Origin of the sequence: Sulfitobacter aquimarinus (assembly GCF_040149565.1) — a bacterium.
GTDB classification, from domain to species: Bacteria; Pseudomonadota; Alphaproteobacteria; order Rhodobacterales; family Rhodobacteraceae; genus Sulfitobacter; species Sulfitobacter aquimarinus.
In genome coordinates this window covers 90,480-110,942 of record NZ_JBEFLO010000005.1, presented here as the reverse complement: position 1 = coordinate 110,942, position 20,463 = coordinate 90,480, and the positions used below count along the sequence as shown (strand labels likewise).

Below are 20,463 nucleotides of genomic sequence, written 5' to 3'. Positions count from 1 at the left end.
ATGTGTGGAATTGTAGGGGTTTTGGGCAACCACGAAGCAGCGCCCATTCTGGTAGAAGCGCTCAAACGATTGGAATATCGCGGTTATGACAGCGCAGGCATCGCCACGGTGAACGCGGGCAAACTGGCCCGTCGCCGTGCGGTGGGCAAGCTGGTGAACCTTGGCGATTTGCTGGTGCATGAGCCGCTGGCAGGCAAATCGGGCATCGGCCACACCCGCTGGGCCACCCACGGCGAACCCAATGCCACTAACGCGCACCCCCACCGTTCTGGCCCCGTCGCTGTTGTGCATAACGGGATCATCGAAAACTTCCGCGAATTGCGCGCCGAACTGGCGCAGCACGGCCTGACGCCACAGACCGATACCGACACCGAAACCGTGGCCATGTTGGCGCAGCACTTTATGGACGGCGGCATGTCCGCCACCGATGCCGCCATTGCCACGTTGGGCAAACTGCACGGCGCTTTTGCGCTGGCATTCCTGTTTGACGGCGAAGAAGACCTGATGATCGCCGCGCGCAAAGGCTCGCCCCTCGCGATCGGCTATGGCGATGGCGAGATGTTCGTGGGCTCGGACGCGATTGCCCTGTCGCCCATGACCGACCGCATCTCGTACCTTGAAGAAGGCGATTATGCCATTCTGACCCGCGCAGGGGCGTCTGTGTTCACCGCTGACGGCAAGGCCGTGGACCGCGAAATCCGCAAGATCGAAGTGGGTGCCACGCGCATCGACAAGGCCGGCCACAAACACTTTATGGCCAAAGAAATCGCCGAGCAACCGACAGTCATTGCCGAAACGCTGGCCAACTACATCTCCAAATCAGGCGAGATCCGCCTGCCCGACCCGCAGATCGACTTCTCGAAAGTTGACCGGATCACAATGGTTGCCTGCGGCACCGCATCGCTGGCCTGCCTGACCGCCAAATACTGGTTCGAACAGATCGCCCGCCTGCCTGTCGAGGTCGATGTCGCGTCCGAGTTCCGCTACCGCGAACCGCCGATCCCTGCCCGCTCGGTCAGCCTGTTTGTCAGCCAATCGGGCGAGACAGCCGACACGCTGGCGGCCCTGCGCTATTGCGCGGGCAAGGCGGACAACATCGTGTCGGTGGTCAACGTGCCCGAAAGCTCGATTGCGCGGGAAAGTGATCTGGCCCTGCCGATCTACGCGGGGGTTGAGGTCGGCGTTGCATCGACCAAAGCGTTCACCTGCCAGTTGACGGTGCTGTTTGTGCTGGCGCTCAAAGCCGCCTCGCAGCGCGGGGAGCTGACGGACGCACAGTTGCAAGACCACATCGCCCAACTGCGCCGCCTGCCTGCGCTGATGGCCGAGGCGCTGGACCAGAACGCCAAGGTGAAAGAGACCGCCCGCAAACTGTCGAGCGCGCGTGACGTGCTGTTCCTTGGCCGTGGGCCGCTCTATCCGCTGGCGCATGAGGGTGCGCTGAAGTTAAAGGAAATCAGCTACATACACGCCGAAGCTTATGCATCGGGTGAGCTGAAGCACGGGCCAATCGCGCTGATTGACGAAAACATGCCTGTGGTGGTCATGGCCCCGCGGGACCGCCTGTTTGATAAGACCGTCAGCAACATGCAAGAAGTGATGGCCCGCAAAGGCAAGGTCATCCTTGTGTCAGACCGCGAAGGGCTTTCCGAGGCCAGCATCGGCGTGTGGGACACCATCGAGATGCCTGATGTCTCGGATGCTGTGGCCCCTATCCTATACGCGATCCCCGCCCAGCTGCTGGCTTATCACACGGCTGTGGCAAAAGGCACGGATGTCGACCAGCCCCGCAACCTCGCCAAATCCGTCACGGTGGAATAATGGCAAAACAGTTCGACACCATCACCGACGACCACCGCCAGTTCATCGAAGCGCAGCACATGTTCTTTTGCGGCTCGGCGGCGGTGGACGGGCGGGTCAATGTCTCACCCAAGGGGATGGACAGCCTGCGTGTAATGGGACCGAACCGCATTGTCTGGCGCAACCTGACCGGATCGGGGAACGAGACGGCGGGCCATTTGAAATCGGTCAACCGCATGACGCTGATGTGGTGCGGGTTCGAGGTGCGCCCGCTGATCCTGCGGGCCTATGGCACCGCCCGCACGCTGCATCCGCGTGACGCCGAATTTGCCGGGTTGAACGCCGCCTTCCCGCCCTCTGACGGGGCGCGGCAGATTTATGATATGACCGTTGAGATGATGCAGACAAGCTGTGGCTATGCCGTGCCACAGTTCGACTTTGCGCAGGACCGTGAAGTGCTGACCGCATGGACGGAAACCAAAGGCCCCGAAGGCATTGCGCAATATTGGCACGACAAAAACCGCACAACGCTAGATGGCCACCCGACGGATATATTGACCGATGCATGAGCCTTATCTGGACGCCCTGAAAGCTTTGGCCGACCCCGAGCGTGCGGCGGGGATGCGGGCCTATCACAAAATAGAACGCGACTATCTGGGGCTGAGAAACCCGCAGATTGATGCGCTGTGCAAAGAATGGCGGAGCGAATTGGACGTTCCATCCCGCGTGGCTGTGTCAGACGCGCTTTGGCGCACGGATATTTACGAGGCGCGTGTCGCCGCCGCCAAACTGTTGACCCAAGCACGGTTGCGCCCTGACGACGCCGAAGCTTGGGCGCTGATCGCGTCATGGTGTGCTGATTTCGACAGTTGGGCGATTGCCGATCATGCCTGTATGGCAGGGCAGAAACGTCTGGTGGCAGACCCTACGCGGCTGGACGCGGTCGAAGCGTGGACACGCTCGGACCATATGTGGACGCGCCGTGCGGCGCTGGTGATTACCCTGCCGTGGACCAAACAGAACAATCCCAAGCCAGAAGAGATCGCCGCGCGGGAGCGAATATTGGGCTGGGCTGCGTCTTATACGGTGGACCAGAAGTGGTTCATCCAGAAAGCTGTCGCATGGTGGTTGCGCGATCTGAGCCGACATGACCCTGAGCGCGTTATTGCCTTTGTCGATGCCCATGGCGACGCCATGAAGCCCTTTGCGCGCAAGGAAGCCTTGCGGCATTTGCGCTGAACGCAAGCCCCTGCACCCGTTGAGGGTGCGGGATTGCGTTTAAGGGCAAAATAAAGAAACTGGAGGCGGCTAGCTTCCGAGTGTGACCTCGACCTCGGTAAGATCGGTGAGCGAGGCTTCGATCAGGCGCATGGCGGGGAGTGACATCCGGCTGCCTGCGGTGGCGGGGCCGTCGATGGGGATGAGGGTCACGGCGGAGGATTTGCCGTTGGATTTATTGGTCACACGGCCTGCTGTTTCGGTTTTCACCAGCGGGGTCTTGAGCCAGAACCCTGGCTCTGTCGGGCTGCCCAAGGTCGCGACCGTCGTGCCGAGCAGTTTGCTCTCGGCAGCAGGAGTTGCAGGTGCGGCGGCTTTGGCGCGTTGTTCTTGCGTCGTGGTATCAAGACTATCTTGGGTTTTGGCGGCTTTTGGGGGGGGCGGTGCAGATGTAAGCACCGGATCAGCTTTTACCTTTGCGACATCAGCGGCTGTCGCCTCTGGCAAGTCCGAGGGGGTGGTGACCGTGCCAGCAGCCTCTGCCGTGGTTTCGGTGGCAAGCGCGGGCGGTGCGCCGACATCATTCGGCTGACCGAGCCCCAGTTGGGCGCAAGCGCCAAGGGTCAGGGGGAACAGCAAGACAGCGGTGGGGGCAAAAATACGTTTCATGACTCCTCTTTTATGGCACCAAGGCGGTGTCTCCAAGCCTTCAAATCACGCTTGCCCCTTTTCCGCCTGACCTGTACCCCTTGTGCATGAATGCTCCTTTGATTGACCCCTTCGCCCGCGCCATCACATATCTGCGCGTCTCGGTTACGGACCGGTGTGATTTTCGCTGTGTCTATTGCATGTCCGAGAATATGACATTCCTGCCCAAGCGCGAGTTGCTGACGCTGGAAGAGCTGGACCGCATGTGCAGCACCTTTATCGGCTTGGGCGTACAAAAGCTGCGCATCACCGGCGGGGAGCCGCTGGTCCGGCGCGGGATCATGTCGTTCTTTGACGGGATGAAGCGGCATCTGGATGCGGGCACGCTGAAGGAGCTGACGTTGACCACCAATGGCAGTCAGCTAGAGAAATACGCCAAGGATTTGTATGCAGCGGGTGTGCGGCGGGTCAATGTCTCGCTTGATACGCTGGATGAGGGGAAATTTGCCGACATCACCCGTTGGGGGCGTCTGCCGCAGGTTTTACGCGGAATTGATGCGGCGCAAGCGGCGGGCCTGCGGGTCAAGATTAACGCCGTTGCCTTGAAAGGCTTTAACGAGCCCGAGTTGGCGCAGATCACCCAGTGGTGTGCCGAGCGCGATATGGATCTGACGTGGATCGAGGTCATGCCCATGGGCGACATCGGTAACGAGGACCGGTTGGAACAGTATTGGTCCCTCAAAGACGTGCGCGCCAAATACGCCGAACATTACACCGTCACCGATCTGGCCGAGAACACAGGCGGGCCTGCGCGGTATGTCCGTTTGGAAGAAACGGGCCAGAAAATCGGCTTTATCACGCCGCTGAGCCATAATTTCTGCGAGTCGTGCAACCGCGTGCGCATCACCTGCACCGGCGAGATTTACCTGTGTCTGGGCCAGGAAGACAGCGCCGATCTGCGCGAGCCATTGCGCCTGCACCCCGACGACAACGGTCCGCTGGAAGACGCCATTCGTGCGGCAATCGCGATGAAGCCCAGGGGCCATGACTTTGACTATTCGCGCCAAAAGCTCGACGGTCAGATGCCCCGCCACATGAGCCACACAGGCGGGTAGCGCAGCCGATGCGCGTACCATTCCTGTACCGCGCCTATGTCGCGCTCACCATGCTGCTGGTGCCTTTCATGGCGCGGTTCACCGTTCGCAAACTGATGAAAGCGGGCGAGCCTGCGCACCGCGCACATGAGACATTGGGCCACGCCACCGCCGACCGTGCCGAGGGCACGCTGATCTGGTTTCACGCGGCCTCGGTTGGAGAGAGCCTGTCTGTGCTGGCTTTGATAGGTCGCATGGGCGCGGCCCTGCCCCATGCACATTTCCTCATCACCTCTGGCACGGCCACCTCGGCCAAGCTGATTGCGCAGCGGATGCCACCGCGTTGTGTACACCAGTTCGCGCCACTGGACGCGCCCGGCCCGCTCAAGCGGTTTCTGAAACACTGGCGCCCCGACGCCGCGATTTTTGTCGAAAGCGAGCTTTGGCCGCAAATGCTGCGCCGCACCCGCAGCAGCGGTGCCGCGATGGCGCTGGTCAATGCGCGCCTGTCCGAGCGGTCCTTGCGGTCATGGGGCAAACGCCCCCGTCTTGCCGCCTATGTCCTTGATGTCTTTGACCTAATTTTGACCCAGAATGACGCGATGGCCGAAGCCATGGTGCGCATCCACGCCCCTGCCCCACGTGTGGCGCGTGGACAGAACCTCAAATCCCTGTCAGGCCCCTTGCCGCAGGACGAGGATGTTATCTTTTCCGCCCGCGCCGCCCTTGGCCACCGCCCTGTCTGGATCGCGGCCTCGACCCATGCAGGCGAAGAAGCAATCGTTCTGGACGCCCATAAAACACTGCGCGAAACCCACGCCGACTTGCATCTGATCCTTATCCCCCGCCACCCCGAACGCGGGCCACAGGTGGTGCAACACATCGCCGACACAGGGATGGAATTCACCCGCCGCAGCCGCGCCGAAGAGCCGGGCAAAGCTGTCTATCTGGCCGATACATTGGGCGAATTGGGCAATTGGTACGCGCTCAGCGATATCGTGTTCCTGGGCGGCTCACTGCTGCCCATCGGCGGGCATAACCCGTTCGAAGTGGCCCAAGCCGGCGCAACAATTCTATCGGGCAACCACGTCTTCAACTTCGCCGAGACATTCTCCGCGATGGAGGCAACGGGCGGGGCGCGCATCGTCGCGGACGCGGATGATCTGGCCGCCCGCATCGATACCCTATTACGCGACACGCCCACACGCACCAAGGCAGTCGAAGCCGCGAAACGCTTTGCCAGCGCCGAGACGGGCAAGCTCGACACCATCGCTGCGCGGCTGATCAATGCACTGGAGCTGGCATGACAGATTTCACCACCATCGACGTGATTGCGCCAAATTTCAAAAAACGCCTGTCGGGTGTCACGGCAACCGTAGTGCGCCTTGTCCCGATACAGGCCCGCGAGATCGGCATCGTCGCAACAGGCCCCGTGCTGCCCGATCACGTGCCCCAAATCCCGCTCGCCGCGCTGATCACGATGCCGCGCGACAGGCTGCGCGTCTGGCACGCCCGCCGCAACGTCGAAATGATCGCGGGGCTCGCGCTCAAACACCTGCTGCGCAAGCGGCTCAAACTGGTCTTCACCTCTGCCTCGCAACGCCAGCAAACAGGGCTGACACGTTGGCTGATCCGGCAAATGGACGCCGTGGTCGCCACTTCGGACCGGACGGCCAAGTATCTTGAAATCCCCGCCCAAGTCATCATGCATGGCATTGATCTGGATGACTACGCGCCCAGCCCCGACCGTGCGGCCCTGCGTGCAAAGCTGGGGCTGCCAAACGGCACGCTCGTCGGCTGCTATGGCCGCATCCGTCACCAGAAAGGCACCGATGCGTTTATCGAGGCGATGCTGCCCGCAATGCGGCAACACCCCGATCTGCACGCGCTGGTCATGGGCCGTGCGACTGATAAACACGCAAACTACCTCGCCGAGCTCAAGACCCGCGTCGCGGCCCAAGGCGACCTCGCCGCACGCGTCCACTTCCTTCCGGAAGCCAACGTCGAAGCCATGGCCGATTGGTACAGGATCCTCGACCTTTATGTCGCCCCCCAAAGGTGGGAAGGTTTCGGCCTCACCCCGATTGAGGCAATGGCATGCGGCGTGCCCGTCGTCGCGACCCGCGTCGGCGCATTCGAAAAAATCGTCACCCCCGACACGGGGCTACTGGTCCCGCCTGACGAAATAGACGCCCTCGCCGCGGCAATAGACACAGCCATCGCACCGCCCGAACCCTTCAAAACGTGGTCCACAAACGCCCGCCCCCACGTGGCGGAACACTTCTCGATCCAGCGCGAAGCGAACGAGCTTACAACCCTTTACCGCCGCCTCCTTACACAAAGCTAAAAAGCGGACCACAACGGCCCGCTTCTTTATTTTGCTCTTAAACTCAATCCCGTACTCTCATCCAGCACGGCAATCAGCGTTTAGCCCGCAGGCATCCGCTGCTCGGCAATTCCTGCCCACCAGCTGCATCCCGCAGGGATTACATCATCGTTAAAGTTATAGAGCGGATGATGCACCATCGCCGTATCGCCATTGCCGACCAGAATATATGCCCCGGGTCGCGCCTCCAGCATAAAGGCGAAATCCTCACCGCCCATGACCAAAGGCGCCTCGGCGCAATCGCCGGACACGCTGCGCGCTACGTCTGCGGCAAACTCTGTCTGCGCGTCGTGATTGACCATGACGGGATAGTTCCGCTCATACGTGACCCGCGCAACACCGCCCATCGCCGTGGCGATCCCGCTGCAAATCTCGTTCACGCGCTTGTCGGCCAGATCACGCAGCTCGGACGACATCGTCCGCACGGTGCCTTTCAAATGCACCTTCTGCGGAATCACGTTATAGGCGTTCGACGATGTCTCGAACGAAGTGATGGACACGACGATATTGCCAACAGGATCGGCATTGCGGCTGACGATGCTTTGTAACGCCGTGACGATTTGCGCGGCAATCACGGTGGGGTCGACCGTCTCGTTGGGCTTGGCCGCATGGCCGCCCAGTCCCTCAATCTCGATGTCCAGCAGGTCGGTCGCGGCAAAAAACGGGCCGGGCCGGATGGCAAAGCTGCCCGGTGCCATGCCGGGCCAGTTGTGCATGCCGTAAACTTCCTGAATGCCCCAACGGTCCATCATCCCGTCGTCGCACATCTCCTTGCCACCGCCGCCGCCTTCTTCGGCGGGTTGAAAGATCACCACCGTCGTGCCGTCAAAGTTCCGCGTCTCGGCCAGATATTGCGCCGCCCCCAGCAGCATCGCCGTGTGCCCGTCATGCCCGCAGGCATGCATCGCCCCGTCGGTTTTGGAGGCATACTCCAGCCCCGTCGCCTCATGAATGGGCAGCGCGTCCATATCCGCCCGCAGGCCCACCACCTTGCCCGAGGCGGTGCTCTTGCCTTTGATCACCCCCACAACGCCCGTGCGCCCGATGCCCTCGACCACCTCATCACAGCCAAAGGCGCGCAGCTTTTCGGCCACGGTGGCGGCGGTGCGATGTGTCTCGAACAGGATTTCTGGGTGTTCATGCAAATCGCGGCGCCATGCGGTGATGTCGGCGTGCAATTCGGCAAATCGGTTCTTTACGGGCATGGGGGTCTTCCTTGTTTCTTTAAATGTCAGGCTAACGGCAAGCGGCGCTCGACGACTTCGGCAAACCACGAGCATCCCGCAGGGATGGCATCGTCGTTAAAGTTATACTTCGGGTGGTGTACGGTCGCGCCATCGCCGTTGCCCAGCATGATATAGGCACCGGGCCGCTCTTCAAGCATATAGGCGAAATCCTCGCCTGCCATGATGGGCGGTGTGGCGCGGTCCACGCCGGGTGTCACGGCCTCGGCTGCGTCAGCGGCAAATCTGGTGTTGTCCGCGTCATTCACAGTGACGGGATAGCCGCGGTGATAGAGCGTTTCCGCCGCACAGCCATGGGCGCGTGCGGTCAGGTCCACAATCTCCTCCAGCCGCTGTTGGGCCAGATCGCGCACAGCACCGTCCAGCGTGCGCACGGTGCCGCGCAGGACCACGCGGTGCGGGATGATGTTATGCGCCTCGTTCTCGGAACGGATCACGCAGACCGAAACAACAACCTGCGCCAATGGATCCACATTGCGCGAGGCAATCGCTTGCAGCGCCACAACCACATGGGCCGCCGCCAGATTGGGGTCAACCGCCTCATGCGGGGCTGCGGCATGGCCCCCCTTGCCTGTGATGGTAATGTCGAACTCATCCGTTGCGGCCAACAGTGCGCCCTCGCGGATGTGGAAACTGCCCACTTCCGCACCGGGCATATTGTGCAGACCATAGACTTCGTCGATGCTCCAACGCTCCATCAGGCCGTCGCGGCACATCTCAAGACCGCCACCGCCGCCTTCTTCAGCGGGTTGAAAGATCAGCACGACGCGGCCGTCGAAATTGCGCGTCTCGGCCAGATATTGCGCCGCGCCCAGCAGGATAGCCGTGTGTCCGTCATGGCCACAGGCATGCATTTTGCCCGCGTTCTTGCTGGCATATTCAAGCCCTGTATCCTCCTCGATCGGGAGCGCGTCCATATCAGCACGCAGGCCAATGCTGCGCCCCGAGCCCCCCTCGCGGCCCTCGATCACCGCAACCACGCCCGTCTGGCCGATGCCCGTGGTGATGTCGGTGATGCCGAAGCTGCGCAGCTTCTCCTCGACGAACTTGGCGGTCTCATGCACATCGAACATCAACTCGGGGTATTGGTGCAGATGGCGGCGCCAGCCTGTGATCTCGGCGTGCATCTGCGCAAAGCGGTTCTTGATCGGCATCGAGTATCTCTCCTTAAACGTCAGGTCCGGGCACCATGCGGGTGCCATCGGTGAAACGGTTGAAACGAAAGCGGCCCATGTCGTGGCCGGCACCGTGGCCCATGGCCAGATCGGCCAGAATGCGACCCATGGCGGGACCAATGCCAAAGCCGTGCCCGCTCATCCCCGTGCCTACGATCAGCCCCTCCAGCGGGGCGTGATCCACCACGGGAACAATGTCGGGCATGGTGTCGATCATACCTGCCCAGGACTTCTTGATCTTTACCGTGCCCAGATGCGGGAACATGGCGGCAAAATCACGGGCCAGTTTAGCAATGCGGCGCGGTTGGGGTTTGGGATCAAGGATGCGCATCCGCTCGAACGGCGTTTCGTCATCCGCGCCCCAACTGCGCGGTGTCCCCCATGCATCGGGGAAGCCCTGCGGCGCATAGGGCTTGATCATACAGCCGAACGGATCGCTTTTGAGCTGGTTCAGAAAATGCGGTAAAGCGCGGAAGGCATCGGGGCCGACGAACAGCTCGGACATGGTGTTGGGCGCGAGGGTGTAGCCGCCATCGGCGCGGCGCCGAAACGCCAACCGCTTGGTCGAGGCCGCGACCTGCCCGATGTCGGGCAAAGCTTCCGTCGCCGCGACCTGAGAGCGCACGGAAAGCTGCGGCAACCCAATCCCGTGATTGCGCAAGAAAAGCGAGGACCACGCCCCGCCCGCCAACACCACACGCGCGGCGCGGATTCGCCCGCGCTCCGTCATCACGCCCGTGACCTTGCCGTTTGCGATATCAAGACAGCGCACGGCGCAGCCCTCGATGATCTGCGCCCCCGCCCTCTGGGCGAGTTGGGCAAAAGCGGGCACGGCGACCCACGGCTCGGCCCGAAAGTCCGACGCCGTGTGCAGCGCGCCCACGGGCCTGTCGGTAAGGTCGGGATACATCGCGGCGATTTCCGCCCGAGACAACAGACGGCTGTCAGCACCATTGGGGGCGGCGTGCGGCAGCCAGTCTTTGTAGCGCTCCATCGCCGCCGCACCGTAGCCCAGATAGGTTGTGCCGGTCTGCTGCAACCCGATCTGTTCGTTCGTCTCACGCGACAGCTCGGTCCAGATATGCTGTGCCTCGGCCATGATCGGCATCTCGGCGGGGTCGCGGCCCTGTTGCCGGATCCAGCCCCAGTTGCGGCTTGATTGCTCGGCGGCGACACGGCCTTTTTCCAAAACGACAACGCGCTGACCTGCGCGGGCAGCAAAAAGCGCGGTGCAAATGCCGATCACGCCGCCGCCTATCACCACCATATCCGCCGCATCGGGCAAGGCATCGGCAAACCGCGCAGGGTCGCTGAGGCGGAAAGGAAAGTCTTGCGTCATATAGCAGGCGTCAGTCGCACAGGCGCGCCACCAGTTTGGTCATAAAGTCATGGCCCGCGTTGAACTGCGCCACCTCGATGAACTCATTGGGTTGGTGCGCCTGCGCAATGTCACCGGGGCCGCAGATCACGGCGCTATAGCCGCCTTGCTGGAACTGGCCTGCTTCGGTGCCGTAGCTGACCTTGTGGCTGGCGTTGTCGCCTGTGATCTGGCGCACCAGCGTTTCGGCCAGGCCGTCCTGCTCGGGTTGCAAGGCGGGCACGTCAAAACGGGGCGAAATCTCGATCCGTGTTTCGGGTACTACGGCTTGCATCGCGGCCTCGACCTCGCGCACTTTTTCAAGATAGGCGATCTTCCACTTGTCCTTGTCCTCCCCCGGGACCACGCGGAAATCCATGGCAAAATGGCAGTCTTTGGCGGTGATGTTATGGGCCGTGCCGCCGCTGATGATGCCCACGTGCAGCGTGGTAAAAGGCGGATCGAACATTGCGGCCAGCTCGGTGGGCTTTGCGGCCATGTTTTCTGTGTTCATCTGGTTGGCCCATTCGATCAGCTTGGCCCCTGCCATGATCGCATTTACGCCTGTGTGCAGCAGCGAGGAATGCACCTCAAAGCCAATCACATGAGTGTTAAAGCCCGACCCGCCCTTATGCCCCGTCACGGCCTGCATCATCGAAGGCTCGCCAACGATCACGGCATTGCCCTTTGGCACCACGCCCTGCATCGCCTCGATCAGTGGCGGCGCACCAAGGCAGCCGACCTCCTCGTCAAAGCTGAGCGCGATTTGCAGCGGGCGCTTGAGATCGGCGTATTGCCCCTCGACCAAGGCCCAGATCGCCAGCGCGTCAAACCCTTTCATATCGCAGGTGCCGCGGCCGTAATATTTGCCGTCTTTCTCGACCACCTCAAAGGGGTCCGTATCCCACGGCTGGCCATCGACCGGCACCACATCCGTATGGCCCGACAACACCACCGCCCCCTCGACCTGCGGGCCGACATGGGCAAAGAGGCCATGTTTTGGCTGGTCTGGATCAATATAGCGGTGGCTCTCAATCCCGTGGGAGGCAAGGTAGCCCTCGACCCAGTCGATCAGCGGGATGTTGGTATCGCGGGAGACGGTGGGAAAGCTGATAAGCTTGGTCATCAGCTCAAGCGGGGTCATGCGGGGGGTCATGATTAGGACTCCAGAAAAGACGAGACTGTTATTTCAACCAGTCCCAATTGATGTAGCACAAAGAAGAAAGCGCAAAGCACGAAAAGCAACACTGCAAAGAGACAAAACAGCATGGCGAAGCCTTGGACCGCGTGTTTGGTGTCTTGCACTTGCTGCGGCTTAGCACCACTCAGCGCACGCACAACCTGAATGAGATCTGCCACGCCCCCAGGACCTCAATACCCGCTGTCGGTGATCAGCACTTTGTGGCCGCCGCCCAAGTCCTTGTAAACGCTTGGCTCGGGGCGGTAGCTGGTTGGATGAATTGGCGACGGGATCGGTTTAAAGTTCAAATCCTTCTCGGCCTTGCGGCGGCGCGGGTCGGCGATAGGCACGGCCTTCATCAAAGCTTGGGTATAAGGGTGCGCGGGGTTCTCGAACACCGCGCGGCGCGGTCCCAGCTCGACAATGCGGCCCAGATACATGACGCCGACGTGGTGGCTGACGCGTTCGACCACGGCCATGTCGTGCGAGATAAAGAGGAAGCTAAGCTCCATCTCGGCCTGAAGCTCCATCATCAGGTTCAGCACCTGCGCCTGCACCGACACGTCCAAAGCCGACACCGCCTCATCCGCGATGATAAGCTTGGGGTTGAGCGCCAGCGCACGCGCAATGGCGACCCGTTGGCGTTGCCCGCCTGACAATTCATGCGGGAAGCGACGCATGAAGCTGCGCGGCAGCTCGACACGGTCAAACAGCATCTCGACCCGCTCGTTCACCGCCGCCCCTTTGAGCGTGCCGAAATTATGGATCGGCTCGGCCACCTGATCGGCCAGCCCCATCTGCGGGTTGAGCGAGGCAAAGGGGTCCTGGAAAATCATCTGCATATCAAGTCGCGCGGTGCGCAGATCTTGCGGGCTCAAGGCCATGATGTCCTTACCGCCCAAATTCACCTCGCCCGAGAGCGGATCAACCAGCCGCAGGATCGAGCGGCCCGCAGTGGATTTGCCGCAGCCGCTCTCGCCTACAAGGCTGAGAGTCTGGCCCTTGTTGATCTCAAAACTCAGGTCCTCGACCGCATGCACATTGGCGACGCGGCGGCGCAGGAAGCCGCCTGTGACGGGAAAGCGGGTGGTCAGGTTTTTGACGGTCAGCAGCACCTCGTCGGTGCCTTTGATCGGCGCGATCTCTTTGTCCTCGCTGCCCAGCAGCTTCATCGGTTCGGGATAATCCTTGCCCGTCATCTCACCCAGTTTTGGGACGGCGGCCAGCAGCGCCTTGGTGTAAGCGTGCTGCGGGTTCTCGAAGATTTCCTCGACGGTGCCTTCCTCGACCTTGTTGCCGCGGAACATGACGACCACGCGGTCGGCCATTTGGGCGACCACGGCCATGTCATGCGTGATGAACATCACGGCGGTGCCCGTCTCGCGCTTGAGACGATCCATCAGCGCCAGAATTTCGGCCTGAATGGTCACATCCAACGCGGTTGTCGGCTCATCCGCGATCAGCAGGCGCGGCTCACAGGCCAGCGCCATGGCGATAACGACACGCTGGCGCATCCCGCCAGAGAGTTCATGCGGGAACTGGGCCAGACGCTTTTCCGGCTCTGGAATACGCACTTGGGTCATCAGCTCCAGCGCACGCGCCTCGGCCTGGGATTTGCTCATATTTTTGTGCAGGCGCAACCCTTCGGTCAGTTGTTTGCCCACTGTAAACACGGGGTTCAGCGCGGTCATCGGCTCTTGGAAAATCATCCCGATCTCGTTGCCGCGAATGCCGCGCATCTTGTCCTGCGCGGTTTCGGCCAAATCGACGACCCCGCTGTCAGACGAGCTGAACATCAGCTTGCCGCCAGCGATCTCACCGCCGCCGAATTCGACCAGACGCATCAGCGACAGCGAAGACACCGACTTGCCCGAGCCGCTTTCGCCCACAACACAGACCGTCTCACCGGGGTGGATATTGAACGAGACATCCTCGACGCCCACAACGGGGCCGTCTTTGGTCTGGAACTCGACCCGCAGGCCCTCGATCTGGGCGATGGGGGCTTTGTCGGTTTGATCAAGCATCGGCGTCCTTTCGCTGCGTCGCACACCATGTCCGTGCGTTTGCGCCACGCTATGCGCGGATTGGGCGGGCGTCAAACAGTGTTGGCCACTTGTGCGCACGATTGCAGGCGCTGCCCGCAATTTCATCGATTTTCTAACGCGACAAGGCTTGCAATTGCTTATAAATTTGCGCCACTGTTAACCATCCGCACCAAGAGGGTGACCGCCGACTGTTTCCGTTTTACGCTGTAAAACATAAACTTGCGACGCGTTCTTACCCTCGCGCGTGACACTACAATGCCCCCGACAGTGGGGTGAATCGCCACGCGCATGCGTGGTCAACATGGAGTATACAATGAAAATGAGAGCCCTTCTTTTGGGTGCGATTGCGACAACCGCATTTGCGCCCGTTGCTTTCGCAGACGCCCACAAAGGCGAACGCGGCCGCGATGGCGACGTCAAGGTCCTGTATTGGCAGGCACCGTCCATCCTGAACCCGTTCCTGTCAGGTGGCACCAAGGACGTCGAATCAGCATCCCTGATCGTTGAGCCGCTGGCGCGCTATACCGAAACCGGCGCAATGGTGCCGTGGTTGGTTGACGAAGTACCAACCGTGGCAAACGGTGGTGTCTCCGAAGATTTGATGAGCATCACGTGGAAAATCACCGAAGGCCTGAAATGGTCCGACGGCACGCCCTTCACGTCCGAGGACGTACGCTTTACCGCGGAATACTGCATGCACCCCGAAGGTGGCTGTGCGCAGGGCGCAAAATTCGACGGTGTGAAAAGCGTTGAGGCGATTGACGAACTGACCGTCAAAGTGACCTTTGACAGCCCCAAACCAAACCCGTACGGCCCGTTTGTTGGCGGCGAAAGCCCCATCATCCAGGCGGCCCAGTTCGCAGACTGCCTTGGTGCCAAAGCGCCCGAGTGTACAGAAGCCAACTTTAACCCGATCGGCACAGGCCCGTTCACGGTTACAGAATTCCGTCCCAATGACGTGATCACACTGGCCGCAAACGAAAACTTCCGCATCGAAGGCAAGCCAGCCTTCGCCACCATGACCTTCAAAGGCGGCGGCGACGCAGCAGCAGCAGGTCGTGCGGTTCTGGAAACAGGCGAGTTTGACTACGCATGGAACCTCCAGCTGGCACCCGACGTGATCGCCAAGATGGAAGAAGCAGGCAAAGGCGTCGCCATCGCAGGCTTCGGCCCGCTGGTTGAGCGTTTGGAAATGAACCTGACCAACCCGTCAGCCGACCTTCCACCAGAGACACGCTCCACCGTGGCAGAACCACACCCCTTCCTGTCCGACTTCAACGTACGCAAAGCATTGTCCATGGCAATCGACCGCGAACTGCTGACCGAAGTAGGCTACGGCAAAGCGGGTCGCCCGACCTGTAACCTCGTGCCTGCGCCTGCGCTCTACAACTCGGACAACACCGAATGTCTGACGCAAGACCTTGATGGCGCAAAAGCACTGCTGGACGAAGCAGGCTGGGTTGACAGCGATGGCGACGGCGTGCGCGAAAAAGATGGCGTGAAGCTGTCCATCCTGTACCAAACCTCCACCAACGCCGTCCGTCAGGATTTCCAGGCGTTGATCAAAGACTGGTGGGAGCAGATCGGTGTTGAAACCGAATTGCGCAACCTCTCGGGTTCTGTCTTCTTTGGTGGCGACCCCGGCTCGCCTGACACGTTCCAGAAGTTCTACGCAGACGTAGAAATGTATGCGAACACCTTCAACGGCACAGACCCGCAGGCGTATCTGTCGGCATATCGTTGCGGCAACGAGCCAAAGCCAGACAGCCAGTGGCAGGGTGAGAACATCAACCGCTTCTGTGATCCGGCCTATGACGCCATGCTCGACGAGCTGGCAGGCACAGCCGATCTGGACAAACGTGGTGAGCTTGGTCGCAAGCTGAACGACATGATCACAAAAGACACAATGACCATCGTGCCATTGGTCAACCGTGCCCGTGTCTCTGCACACTCCAACAGCCTTGGCGGTGTTGTGTTGAACGTTTGGGACTCAGAGCTGTGGAATGCCGCAGACTGGTACCGCGCAAACTAAGGCCGCGGGTTTGGTTACGGAATACTTTGACCAGACCTGTTAAGTGTCATAAGGGCGGGGATTATCCCCCGCCCTTTCTCAAACCCAACCAGACTGATCAATAAAGGCGCCGCTTGATGCTGAATTTCACCATCCGTCGATTGCTGCTCTCTATCCCGACGCTTCTTTTCATCAGCCTTGTTATCTTCATGCTGCTGCAACTTGCCCCCGGTGATCCGATGGCACAGGTCCCGCTGACCGTGCCGCCCGAGGTAAAGCAGAAAATGCGCGAGGCGCTTGGCCTCGGCGCACCTGTGCATGTTCAATACTACAAATGGCTGGTCCAGTTCTTTGTGGTTGAACCACAAGTGCTGATCGACCACCTGACCGCCAACAGCTTCCTGTTTGGCTGGCTGCCCGATACGCAGTTCAGCATGGAGCTGGATTCCGTCACCGGTGCGCTGGTCGAAAAACAGCGTGTGATCAGCTGGCAGACCCGCAGCCCCGTGATGGAGATCGTGCTGCAACGTATGCCGCAGACGCTCTGGGTCGTGGGCCTGTCGTATATTGTGGGCATCCTGATCGCGATTCCCATCGGCGTTTATTCCGCCTATCGCCACTATTCGGTCTTTGACCAAGCGGGCACGTTCATCACGATGGTTGGCTTCTCGATCCCGCCGTTCTTTACCGGCCCGCTGCTGATTGTAATCTTCTCGGTCACGCTGGGCTGGCTGCCCTCTATCTATGACACCACCCATGTGGTCACCGATTGGGCCAGCTTTAAGGTGCAGTTTTTGCAAATGATCATGCCCGTGATGGTGCTGGCCCTGCAAACCACGGCCCAGATCAGCCGCTATATGCGCTCGGCCATGCTCGACAACCTCAATCAGGACTATGTGCGCACCGCGCGGGCCAAAGGTCTGGGCGAAAGCGTTGTGGTCATGGTGCATGTGCTGCGCAACTCGATGATCCCTGTGGTGACGGTGATTGCGCTGGGGATGCCCGCCATCTTTGGCGGCGCGATCATTACCGAAAACGTGTTCAAGGTGAACGGCATCGGGCAACTCCTGCTGACCGCGCTATTTGCCAACGACCTGCCGATGGTGATGACACTGACGTTCATCTTCGCCATCCTCATCGTCCTGTTTAACCTTATCGCCGATATCCTCTACGGCCTGCTTGACCCAAGGATCCGCTATGACTGATCAATCCCCTCCGGTCGAAGTCTTCGGCGCCCTGCAAGACAAAGAACCCGCCTCCCCCCCGCGCAGCCAATGGCGCGACGTCTGGGACCAGTTCCGCAAACACAAAGGCGCTGTGTTCGGTGGCGGCTTCTTGCTGTTCATTACCCTCGGGGTGCTGTTCGGCCCGTTCCTCTGGGATCTTGAACCAACCAAACTCGACATCCGCAACAAGAACTGGCGTCCGATCTATACGCTGATCTGGGACAGCGGTGCCAAAGCAGGCTGGGCGCATCCTTTCGGGACCGACCAACTGGGCCGCGACATCCTCGCCCAAATGATCTATGGCGGCCGCGTATCTATGGCGGTGGGCTGGGCTGCGATGCTGCTGTCACTGCTCATCGGCACAGCCATCGGCGTGGCCTCGGGCTTTTTCAAACGCGCCGACTTTTTGCTGATGCGCTTTACCGATCTTGTCCTGTCCCTACCCATCCTGCCGCTGGTACTGCTGGCCGTGACCCTTTTCCGCCAACCACTGACCAGCTTCTTCGGCAGCCCCGAGAGCGGCATGTTCGTCCTCATCGTATCGGTCATCGCACTGACATCATGGATGCAAACCGCACGCATCGTGCGCGGCGATATTCTGGCGCTCAAGGAACGCGAGTTCATCCTCGCCGCCCGCTCCATCGGCTCCAGCAACGGCAAGATCATCCGCAGCCACCTGCTGCCAAACGTCATCTCGCCCATCATGGTCTCGGCCACACTGGGCCTCGCCACCGCGATCATCACCGAATCCGCGCTCAGCTTTCTGGGCGTGGGATTCCCGTCCGACTTCCCCACATGGGGCAAGCTTTTGTCAGACGCCGTTGACCGCATGCAAGAGTACCCCGAACGCGTCATGCTGCCGGGTATCCTGATCTCGCTCACCGTGCTCAGCGTCAACTACCTGGGCGACGGCCTGCGAGACGCGCTCGACCCCCGCATCCGCGGCCGCTAACAAAACAGGGCTGCGCCCGACAAAAAAGCGCAGCCCCTTTTCTTTATTTTGCCCTTAAACTCAATCCCACAAACACCACAAACGTTCCCGCCCGCGTAGGCCCCCACCTGAGTAAAACAAAAGGCAGCGTCACCAAGGCCGGCAACACCCCTTTGCTGGTCCCCAGCATCTCCGCCAGCGGATACAGCAAGTATCCAGCAAGCGAGACGGCGTAATAGCTGATTGCCACAACCGAACGCCCCTCAACAGTTTTCTGCAAGTGCAGCTGTAAATCTGCCCGCTTATCCATAGTTTTTAAAATCGCCTGGTTCTGGGCCGAGCGTTCTACGTCCACCCGTGTTCGCAACAAATCAGACGCCCGCAATGCCCGCGCAAACGACCGCTCCAACCGCCGCTCCATCGAGATAACGGTCCGCATCGCAGGCTCGTAGCGGCGCACCATAAACTCGCCAGACCCCTGCCGCCCCCTGAACCGCGTCTCGCGCAGGGAGGCGATCCTTTCATCGACGATGGCCTTATAAGCGGCAGTTCCTGCAAAACGGAACGCGGTTTGCGCCACCATATTCTCCAACTCGACAGAGACATCCAGCAGCGCGTCCAGCGTCTCCTCGGGCTTGGATTCCTGCGTGCGCATCTGTGCCATCAGATCGCTGACCTGATGGTCAATCTTGCCTACATCTGCGGCAATCTCCCGCGTCAGGGCAAAGCCCGGCATCGACATGGTCTTATAAGTCTCAATCTCCAGCAGACGCTGAATGATGCGGCCAATGCGGCGGTTGCCCGTGGCCTCGGGCACAAAGACCGCAAAGCGCGAATGACCAGCGGGATCAATGCGGAAATCACTTGCCACAACCGCAGCGCCCTCCAGCACATCTGCGGCCGCAAGGCTTTCGGGCACGAACCACCCACGCAGTTTCTCAAGGATGTCATCAGGCCCTTTCGGCATCGGCATCAACCGCAGCAAGCTTGATGTCAGCCGCTGCCTCGGTGCGTTTTCAAGCCAGCCTGCAGGGAAGACATCGAAGTCGGCAGGATCAAACGGGCGATTGCTCAGGTCTTCGCCAAAGGCGTTAAAAGCCACAAACTCGGTGTGTTGCTCCCACATGAGGTGGAACCGCCCCATCGCGCCATAGTAATGCGTGGCCCCCGCATCGGGCAAAGGGGCGCCATAGTGCTTCCAGAGCGCCGTTAGATGGGCCATATCCTCGGCGCGGTCACGGTCACGCGCAGCGGCATCGCCTGCCTGTTTGATCGCCAGAAACGCCACCACTTGCGGCGCTTTGACAGTCGGGAACGGGAGGACGTGCGACTCGCCTGTCAAAGCATAGCGCAGCGGAAATCGGTAATGGGCGGCATAAGGTCGTCCTTCGGGGCGGTTCTGCACTGTGATTGCCTCCATCCCGATCCAAGCCGCAACGCAGGATACCACATAAGGGCGGCAAGCTGCGGATACAGATGTATATTTTTCCACCTATCGGAGATTACGCAAGGCGCAGCACGTGCAGGGCGCGGCCCGCAAAGCTACCGCTGCCCATCGCCAATAGCGCGGCAAAGGCGGCTTGGAACAAGGGATGCAGATAGACCGCTGGAGCCACGGCTTCCAACGCACCGCTCACGAAGTTAGCCCAGAACAGCACCATAACAACCAACAGCGTCAGGCTTTCTCCTGAAAGGCGGACGCGGGTGCCCTCACGTCCCAGCGTCCAGCGGGCTTGCAGCAGAAACCCCGCTACAGCCCCCGCCCCGTACGCCAGCGCAAAGACGGCCCATATCCACACCCCCGCGGGCAAAGCAGAGGTGGTACGCACCCCCAGAAGTACCATCAACGGCAAGGCATAGAACGCGGCCACAGGCACGCTACGCGCCTGCCGCGCCCGCAGCCCAAGAAAAACCAGCCCCGCCAAAAGCGGCCATACAAACAGCGGTGCCCCCGTGAAAATCCCTGTGAGAAAAGCGGCCATATCAAAGTTCCTTTACGTGATGAAAAGCTGGTGCCACTTGTCTGGCCCAAGGGTGGCATTCCCAAAAGCCGCGATACGCAAATCGCTCCTGTCATGCGCCAGTTGCAGCGCATGTCATTCACGCAGCGCGAAACGAAAGGGCTCCAAACGCAAAACGCCCCACCGT

The 20,463-nt window shown here is 60.7% G+C and carries 18 protein-coding genes; 9 read left to right on the top strand and 9 right to left on the bottom strand.

Annotated features, from left to right (window positions below; genetic code table 11):
• The 3 genes from glmS to ABMC88_RS11365 are packed head-to-tail and all read left to right on the top strand — an operon-like array spanning position 1 to position 3,039.
• A complete protein-coding gene (gene glmS / locus ABMC88_RS11375) occupies positions 1-1,821 on the top strand; it encodes a glutamine--fructose-6-phosphate transaminase (isomerizing) (RefSeq protein ID WP_349577005.1) in 1,821 nt (606 codons plus the stop codon).
• Positions 1,821-2,369 carry a pyridoxamine 5'-phosphate oxidase family protein gene (locus ABMC88_RS11370; RefSeq protein ID WP_349577004.1) on the top strand — a complete coding sequence of 183 codons (549 nt, stop codon included), beginning with the start codon at positions 1,821-1,823 and terminating at the stop codon, positions 2,367-2,369. Before glmS ends, ABMC88_RS11370 begins: the two co-directional genes overlap by 1 nt.
• Positions 2,362-3,039, top strand: coding sequence for a DNA alkylation repair protein (locus ABMC88_RS11365; protein ID WP_349577003.1), 678 nt, complete (start codon positions 2,362-2,364; stop codon positions 3,037-3,039). The genes ABMC88_RS11370 and ABMC88_RS11365 overlap by 8 nt, the downstream gene beginning before the upstream one ends.
• A gap of 69 nt (positions 3,040-3,108) precedes the next feature.
• Here ABMC88_RS11365 and ABMC88_RS11360 read toward each other — a convergent pair whose 3' ends face one another.
• On the bottom strand, positions 3,109-3,687 hold the full coding sequence (locus ABMC88_RS11360; RefSeq protein WP_349577002.1) for a hypothetical protein: 579 nt from the start codon (positions 3,685-3,687) through the stop codon (positions 3,109-3,111).
• A gap of 86 nt (positions 3,688-3,773) precedes the next feature.
• Between ABMC88_RS11360 and moaA the strand changes: the two genes are divergently transcribed.
• The 3 genes from moaA to ABMC88_RS11345 are packed head-to-tail and all read left to right on the top strand — an operon-like array spanning position 3,774 to position 7,107.
• Entirely contained in the window at positions 3,774-4,781 is a 1,008-nt protein-coding gene (gene moaA / locus ABMC88_RS11355) for a GTP 3',8-cyclase MoaA (protein WP_349577001.1), read from the top strand.
• 8 nt (positions 4,782-4,789) lie between these two features.
• Positions 4,790-6,067, top strand: a complete 1,278-nt coding sequence (locus ABMC88_RS11350; RefSeq protein ID WP_349577000.1) for a 3-deoxy-D-manno-octulosonic acid transferase — start codon at positions 4,790-4,792, stop codon at positions 6,065-6,067.
• Positions 6,064-7,107 carry a glycosyltransferase family 4 protein gene (locus tag ABMC88_RS11345; protein ID WP_349576999.1) on the top strand — a complete coding sequence of 348 codons (1,044 nt, stop codon included), beginning with the start codon at positions 6,064-6,066 and terminating at the stop codon, positions 7,105-7,107. Before ABMC88_RS11350 ends, ABMC88_RS11345 begins: the two co-directional genes overlap by 4 nt.
• 80 nt (positions 7,108-7,187) lie before the next feature.
• Here ABMC88_RS11345 and ABMC88_RS11340 read toward each other — a convergent pair whose 3' ends face one another.
• The 6 genes from ABMC88_RS11340 to ABMC88_RS11315 are packed head-to-tail and all read right to left on the bottom strand — an operon-like array spanning position 7,188 to position 14,126.
• Entirely contained in the window at positions 7,188-8,351 is a 1,164-nt protein-coding gene (locus tag ABMC88_RS11340; RefSeq protein WP_349576998.1) for a M20 aminoacylase family protein, read from the bottom strand.
• Between the two features lie 26 nt (positions 8,352-8,377).
• On the bottom strand, positions 8,378-9,544 hold the full coding sequence (locus ABMC88_RS11335; protein WP_349576997.1) for a M20 aminoacylase family protein: 1,167 nt from the start codon (positions 9,542-9,544) through the stop codon (positions 8,378-8,380).
• A gap of 13 nt (positions 9,545-9,557) precedes the next feature.
• Positions 9,558-10,904, bottom strand: coding sequence for an NAD(P)/FAD-dependent oxidoreductase (locus tag ABMC88_RS11330; protein WP_349576996.1), 1,347 nt, complete (start codon positions 10,902-10,904; stop codon positions 9,558-9,560).
• Positions 10,905-10,914: 10 nt separating this feature from the next.
• Positions 10,915-12,078, bottom strand: coding sequence for an acetylornithine deacetylase (argE, locus tag ABMC88_RS11325; protein ID WP_349576995.1), 1,164 nt, complete (start codon positions 12,076-12,078; stop codon positions 10,915-10,917).
• Between the two features lie 2 nt (positions 12,079-12,080).
• Positions 12,081-12,281 (bottom strand): hypothetical protein, encoded by a 201-nt coding sequence (locus ABMC88_RS11320; protein WP_349576994.1) that lies wholly within the window; start codon positions 12,279-12,281, stop codon positions 12,081-12,083.
• Positions 12,282-12,293: 12 nt separating this feature from the next.
• Positions 12,294-14,126 (bottom strand): ABC transporter ATP-binding protein, encoded by a 1,833-nt coding sequence (locus ABMC88_RS11315; RefSeq protein ID WP_349576993.1) that lies wholly within the window; start codon positions 14,124-14,126, stop codon positions 12,294-12,296.
• Positions 14,127-14,460: 334 nt separating this feature from the next.
• Between ABMC88_RS11315 and ABMC88_RS11310 the strand changes: the two genes are divergently transcribed.
• The 3 genes from ABMC88_RS11310 (at position 14,461) to ABMC88_RS11300 (ending at position 18,336) form a co-directional block, all read left to right on the top strand.
• A complete protein-coding gene (locus ABMC88_RS11310) occupies positions 14,461-16,179 on the top strand; it encodes a peptide ABC transporter substrate-binding protein (RefSeq protein ID WP_349576992.1) in 1,719 nt (572 codons plus the stop codon).
• Between the two features lie 116 nt (positions 16,180-16,295).
• Positions 16,296-17,363 (top strand): ABC transporter permease, encoded by a 1,068-nt coding sequence (locus ABMC88_RS11305; protein ID WP_349576991.1) that lies wholly within the window; start codon positions 16,296-16,298, stop codon positions 17,361-17,363.
• Positions 17,356-18,336 (top strand): ABC transporter permease, encoded by a 981-nt coding sequence (locus tag ABMC88_RS11300; RefSeq protein WP_349576990.1) that lies wholly within the window; start codon positions 17,356-17,358, stop codon positions 18,334-18,336. The genes ABMC88_RS11305 and ABMC88_RS11300 overlap by 8 nt, the downstream gene beginning before the upstream one ends.
• 43 nt (positions 18,337-18,379) lie before the next feature.
• Here ABMC88_RS11300 and ABMC88_RS11295 read toward each other — a convergent pair whose 3' ends face one another.
• On the bottom strand, positions 18,380-19,735 hold the full coding sequence (locus tag ABMC88_RS11295) for a DUF3422 family protein (RefSeq protein WP_349576989.1): 1,356 nt from the start codon (positions 19,733-19,735) through the stop codon (positions 18,380-18,382).
• Positions 19,736-19,817: 82 nt separating this feature from the next.
• On the bottom strand, positions 19,818-20,297 hold the full coding sequence (locus ABMC88_RS11290) for a hypothetical protein (protein WP_349576988.1): 480 nt from the start codon (positions 20,295-20,297) through the stop codon (positions 19,818-19,820).
• Between the last annotated feature and the right edge of the window lie 166 nt (positions 20,298-20,463).

Coding starts and splice junctions, on each gene's coding strand:
- glmS (WP_349577005.1), top strand. CDS start 1: ATGTGTGGAATTGTAGGGGTTTTGGGCAACCACGAAGCAGCGCCCATT.
- ABMC88_RS11370 (WP_349577004.1), top strand. CDS start 1,821: ATGGCAAAACAGTTCGACACCATCACCGACGACCACCGCCAGTTCATC.
- ABMC88_RS11365 (WP_349577003.1), top strand. CDS start 2,362: ATGCATGAGCCTTATCTGGACGCCCTGAAAGCTTTGGCCGACCCCGAG.
- ABMC88_RS11360 (WP_349577002.1), bottom strand. CDS start 3,687: ATGAAACGTATTTTTGCCCCCACCGCTGTCTTGCTGTTCCCCCTGACC.
- moaA (WP_349577001.1), top strand. CDS start 3,774: ATGAATGCTCCTTTGATTGACCCCTTCGCCCGCGCCATCACATATCTG.
- ABMC88_RS11350 (WP_349577000.1), top strand. CDS start 4,790: ATGCGCGTACCATTCCTGTACCGCGCCTATGTCGCGCTCACCATGCTG.
- ABMC88_RS11345 (WP_349576999.1), top strand. CDS start 6,064: ATGACAGATTTCACCACCATCGACGTGATTGCGCCAAATTTCAAAAAA.
- ABMC88_RS11340 (WP_349576998.1), bottom strand. CDS start 8,351: ATGCCCGTAAAGAACCGATTTGCCGAATTGCACGCCGACATCACCGCA.
- ABMC88_RS11335 (WP_349576997.1), bottom strand. CDS start 9,544: ATGCCGATCAAGAACCGCTTTGCGCAGATGCACGCCGAGATCACAGGC.
- ABMC88_RS11330 (WP_349576996.1), bottom strand. CDS start 10,904: ATGACGCAAGACTTTCCTTTCCGCCTCAGCGACCCTGCGCGGTTTGCC.
- argE (WP_349576995.1), bottom strand. CDS start 12,078: ATGACCCCCCGCATGACCCCGCTTGAGCTGATGACCAAGCTTATCAGC.
- ABMC88_RS11315 (WP_349576993.1), bottom strand. CDS start 14,126: ATGCTTGATCAAACCGACAAAGCCCCCATCGCCCAGATCGAGGGCCTG.
- ABMC88_RS11310 (WP_349576992.1), top strand. CDS start 14,461: ATGAAAATGAGAGCCCTTCTTTTGGGTGCGATTGCGACAACCGCATTT.
- ABMC88_RS11305 (WP_349576991.1), top strand. CDS start 16,296: ATGCTGAATTTCACCATCCGTCGATTGCTGCTCTCTATCCCGACGCTT.
- ABMC88_RS11300 (WP_349576990.1), top strand. CDS start 17,356: ATGACTGATCAATCCCCTCCGGTCGAAGTCTTCGGCGCCCTGCAAGAC.
- ABMC88_RS11295 (WP_349576989.1), bottom strand. CDS start 19,735: ATGGAGGCAATCACAGTGCAGAACCGCCCCGAAGGACGACCTTATGCC.
- ABMC88_RS11290 (WP_349576988.1), bottom strand. CDS start 20,297: ATGGCCGCTTTTCTCACAGGGATTTTCACGGGGGCACCGCTGTTTGTA.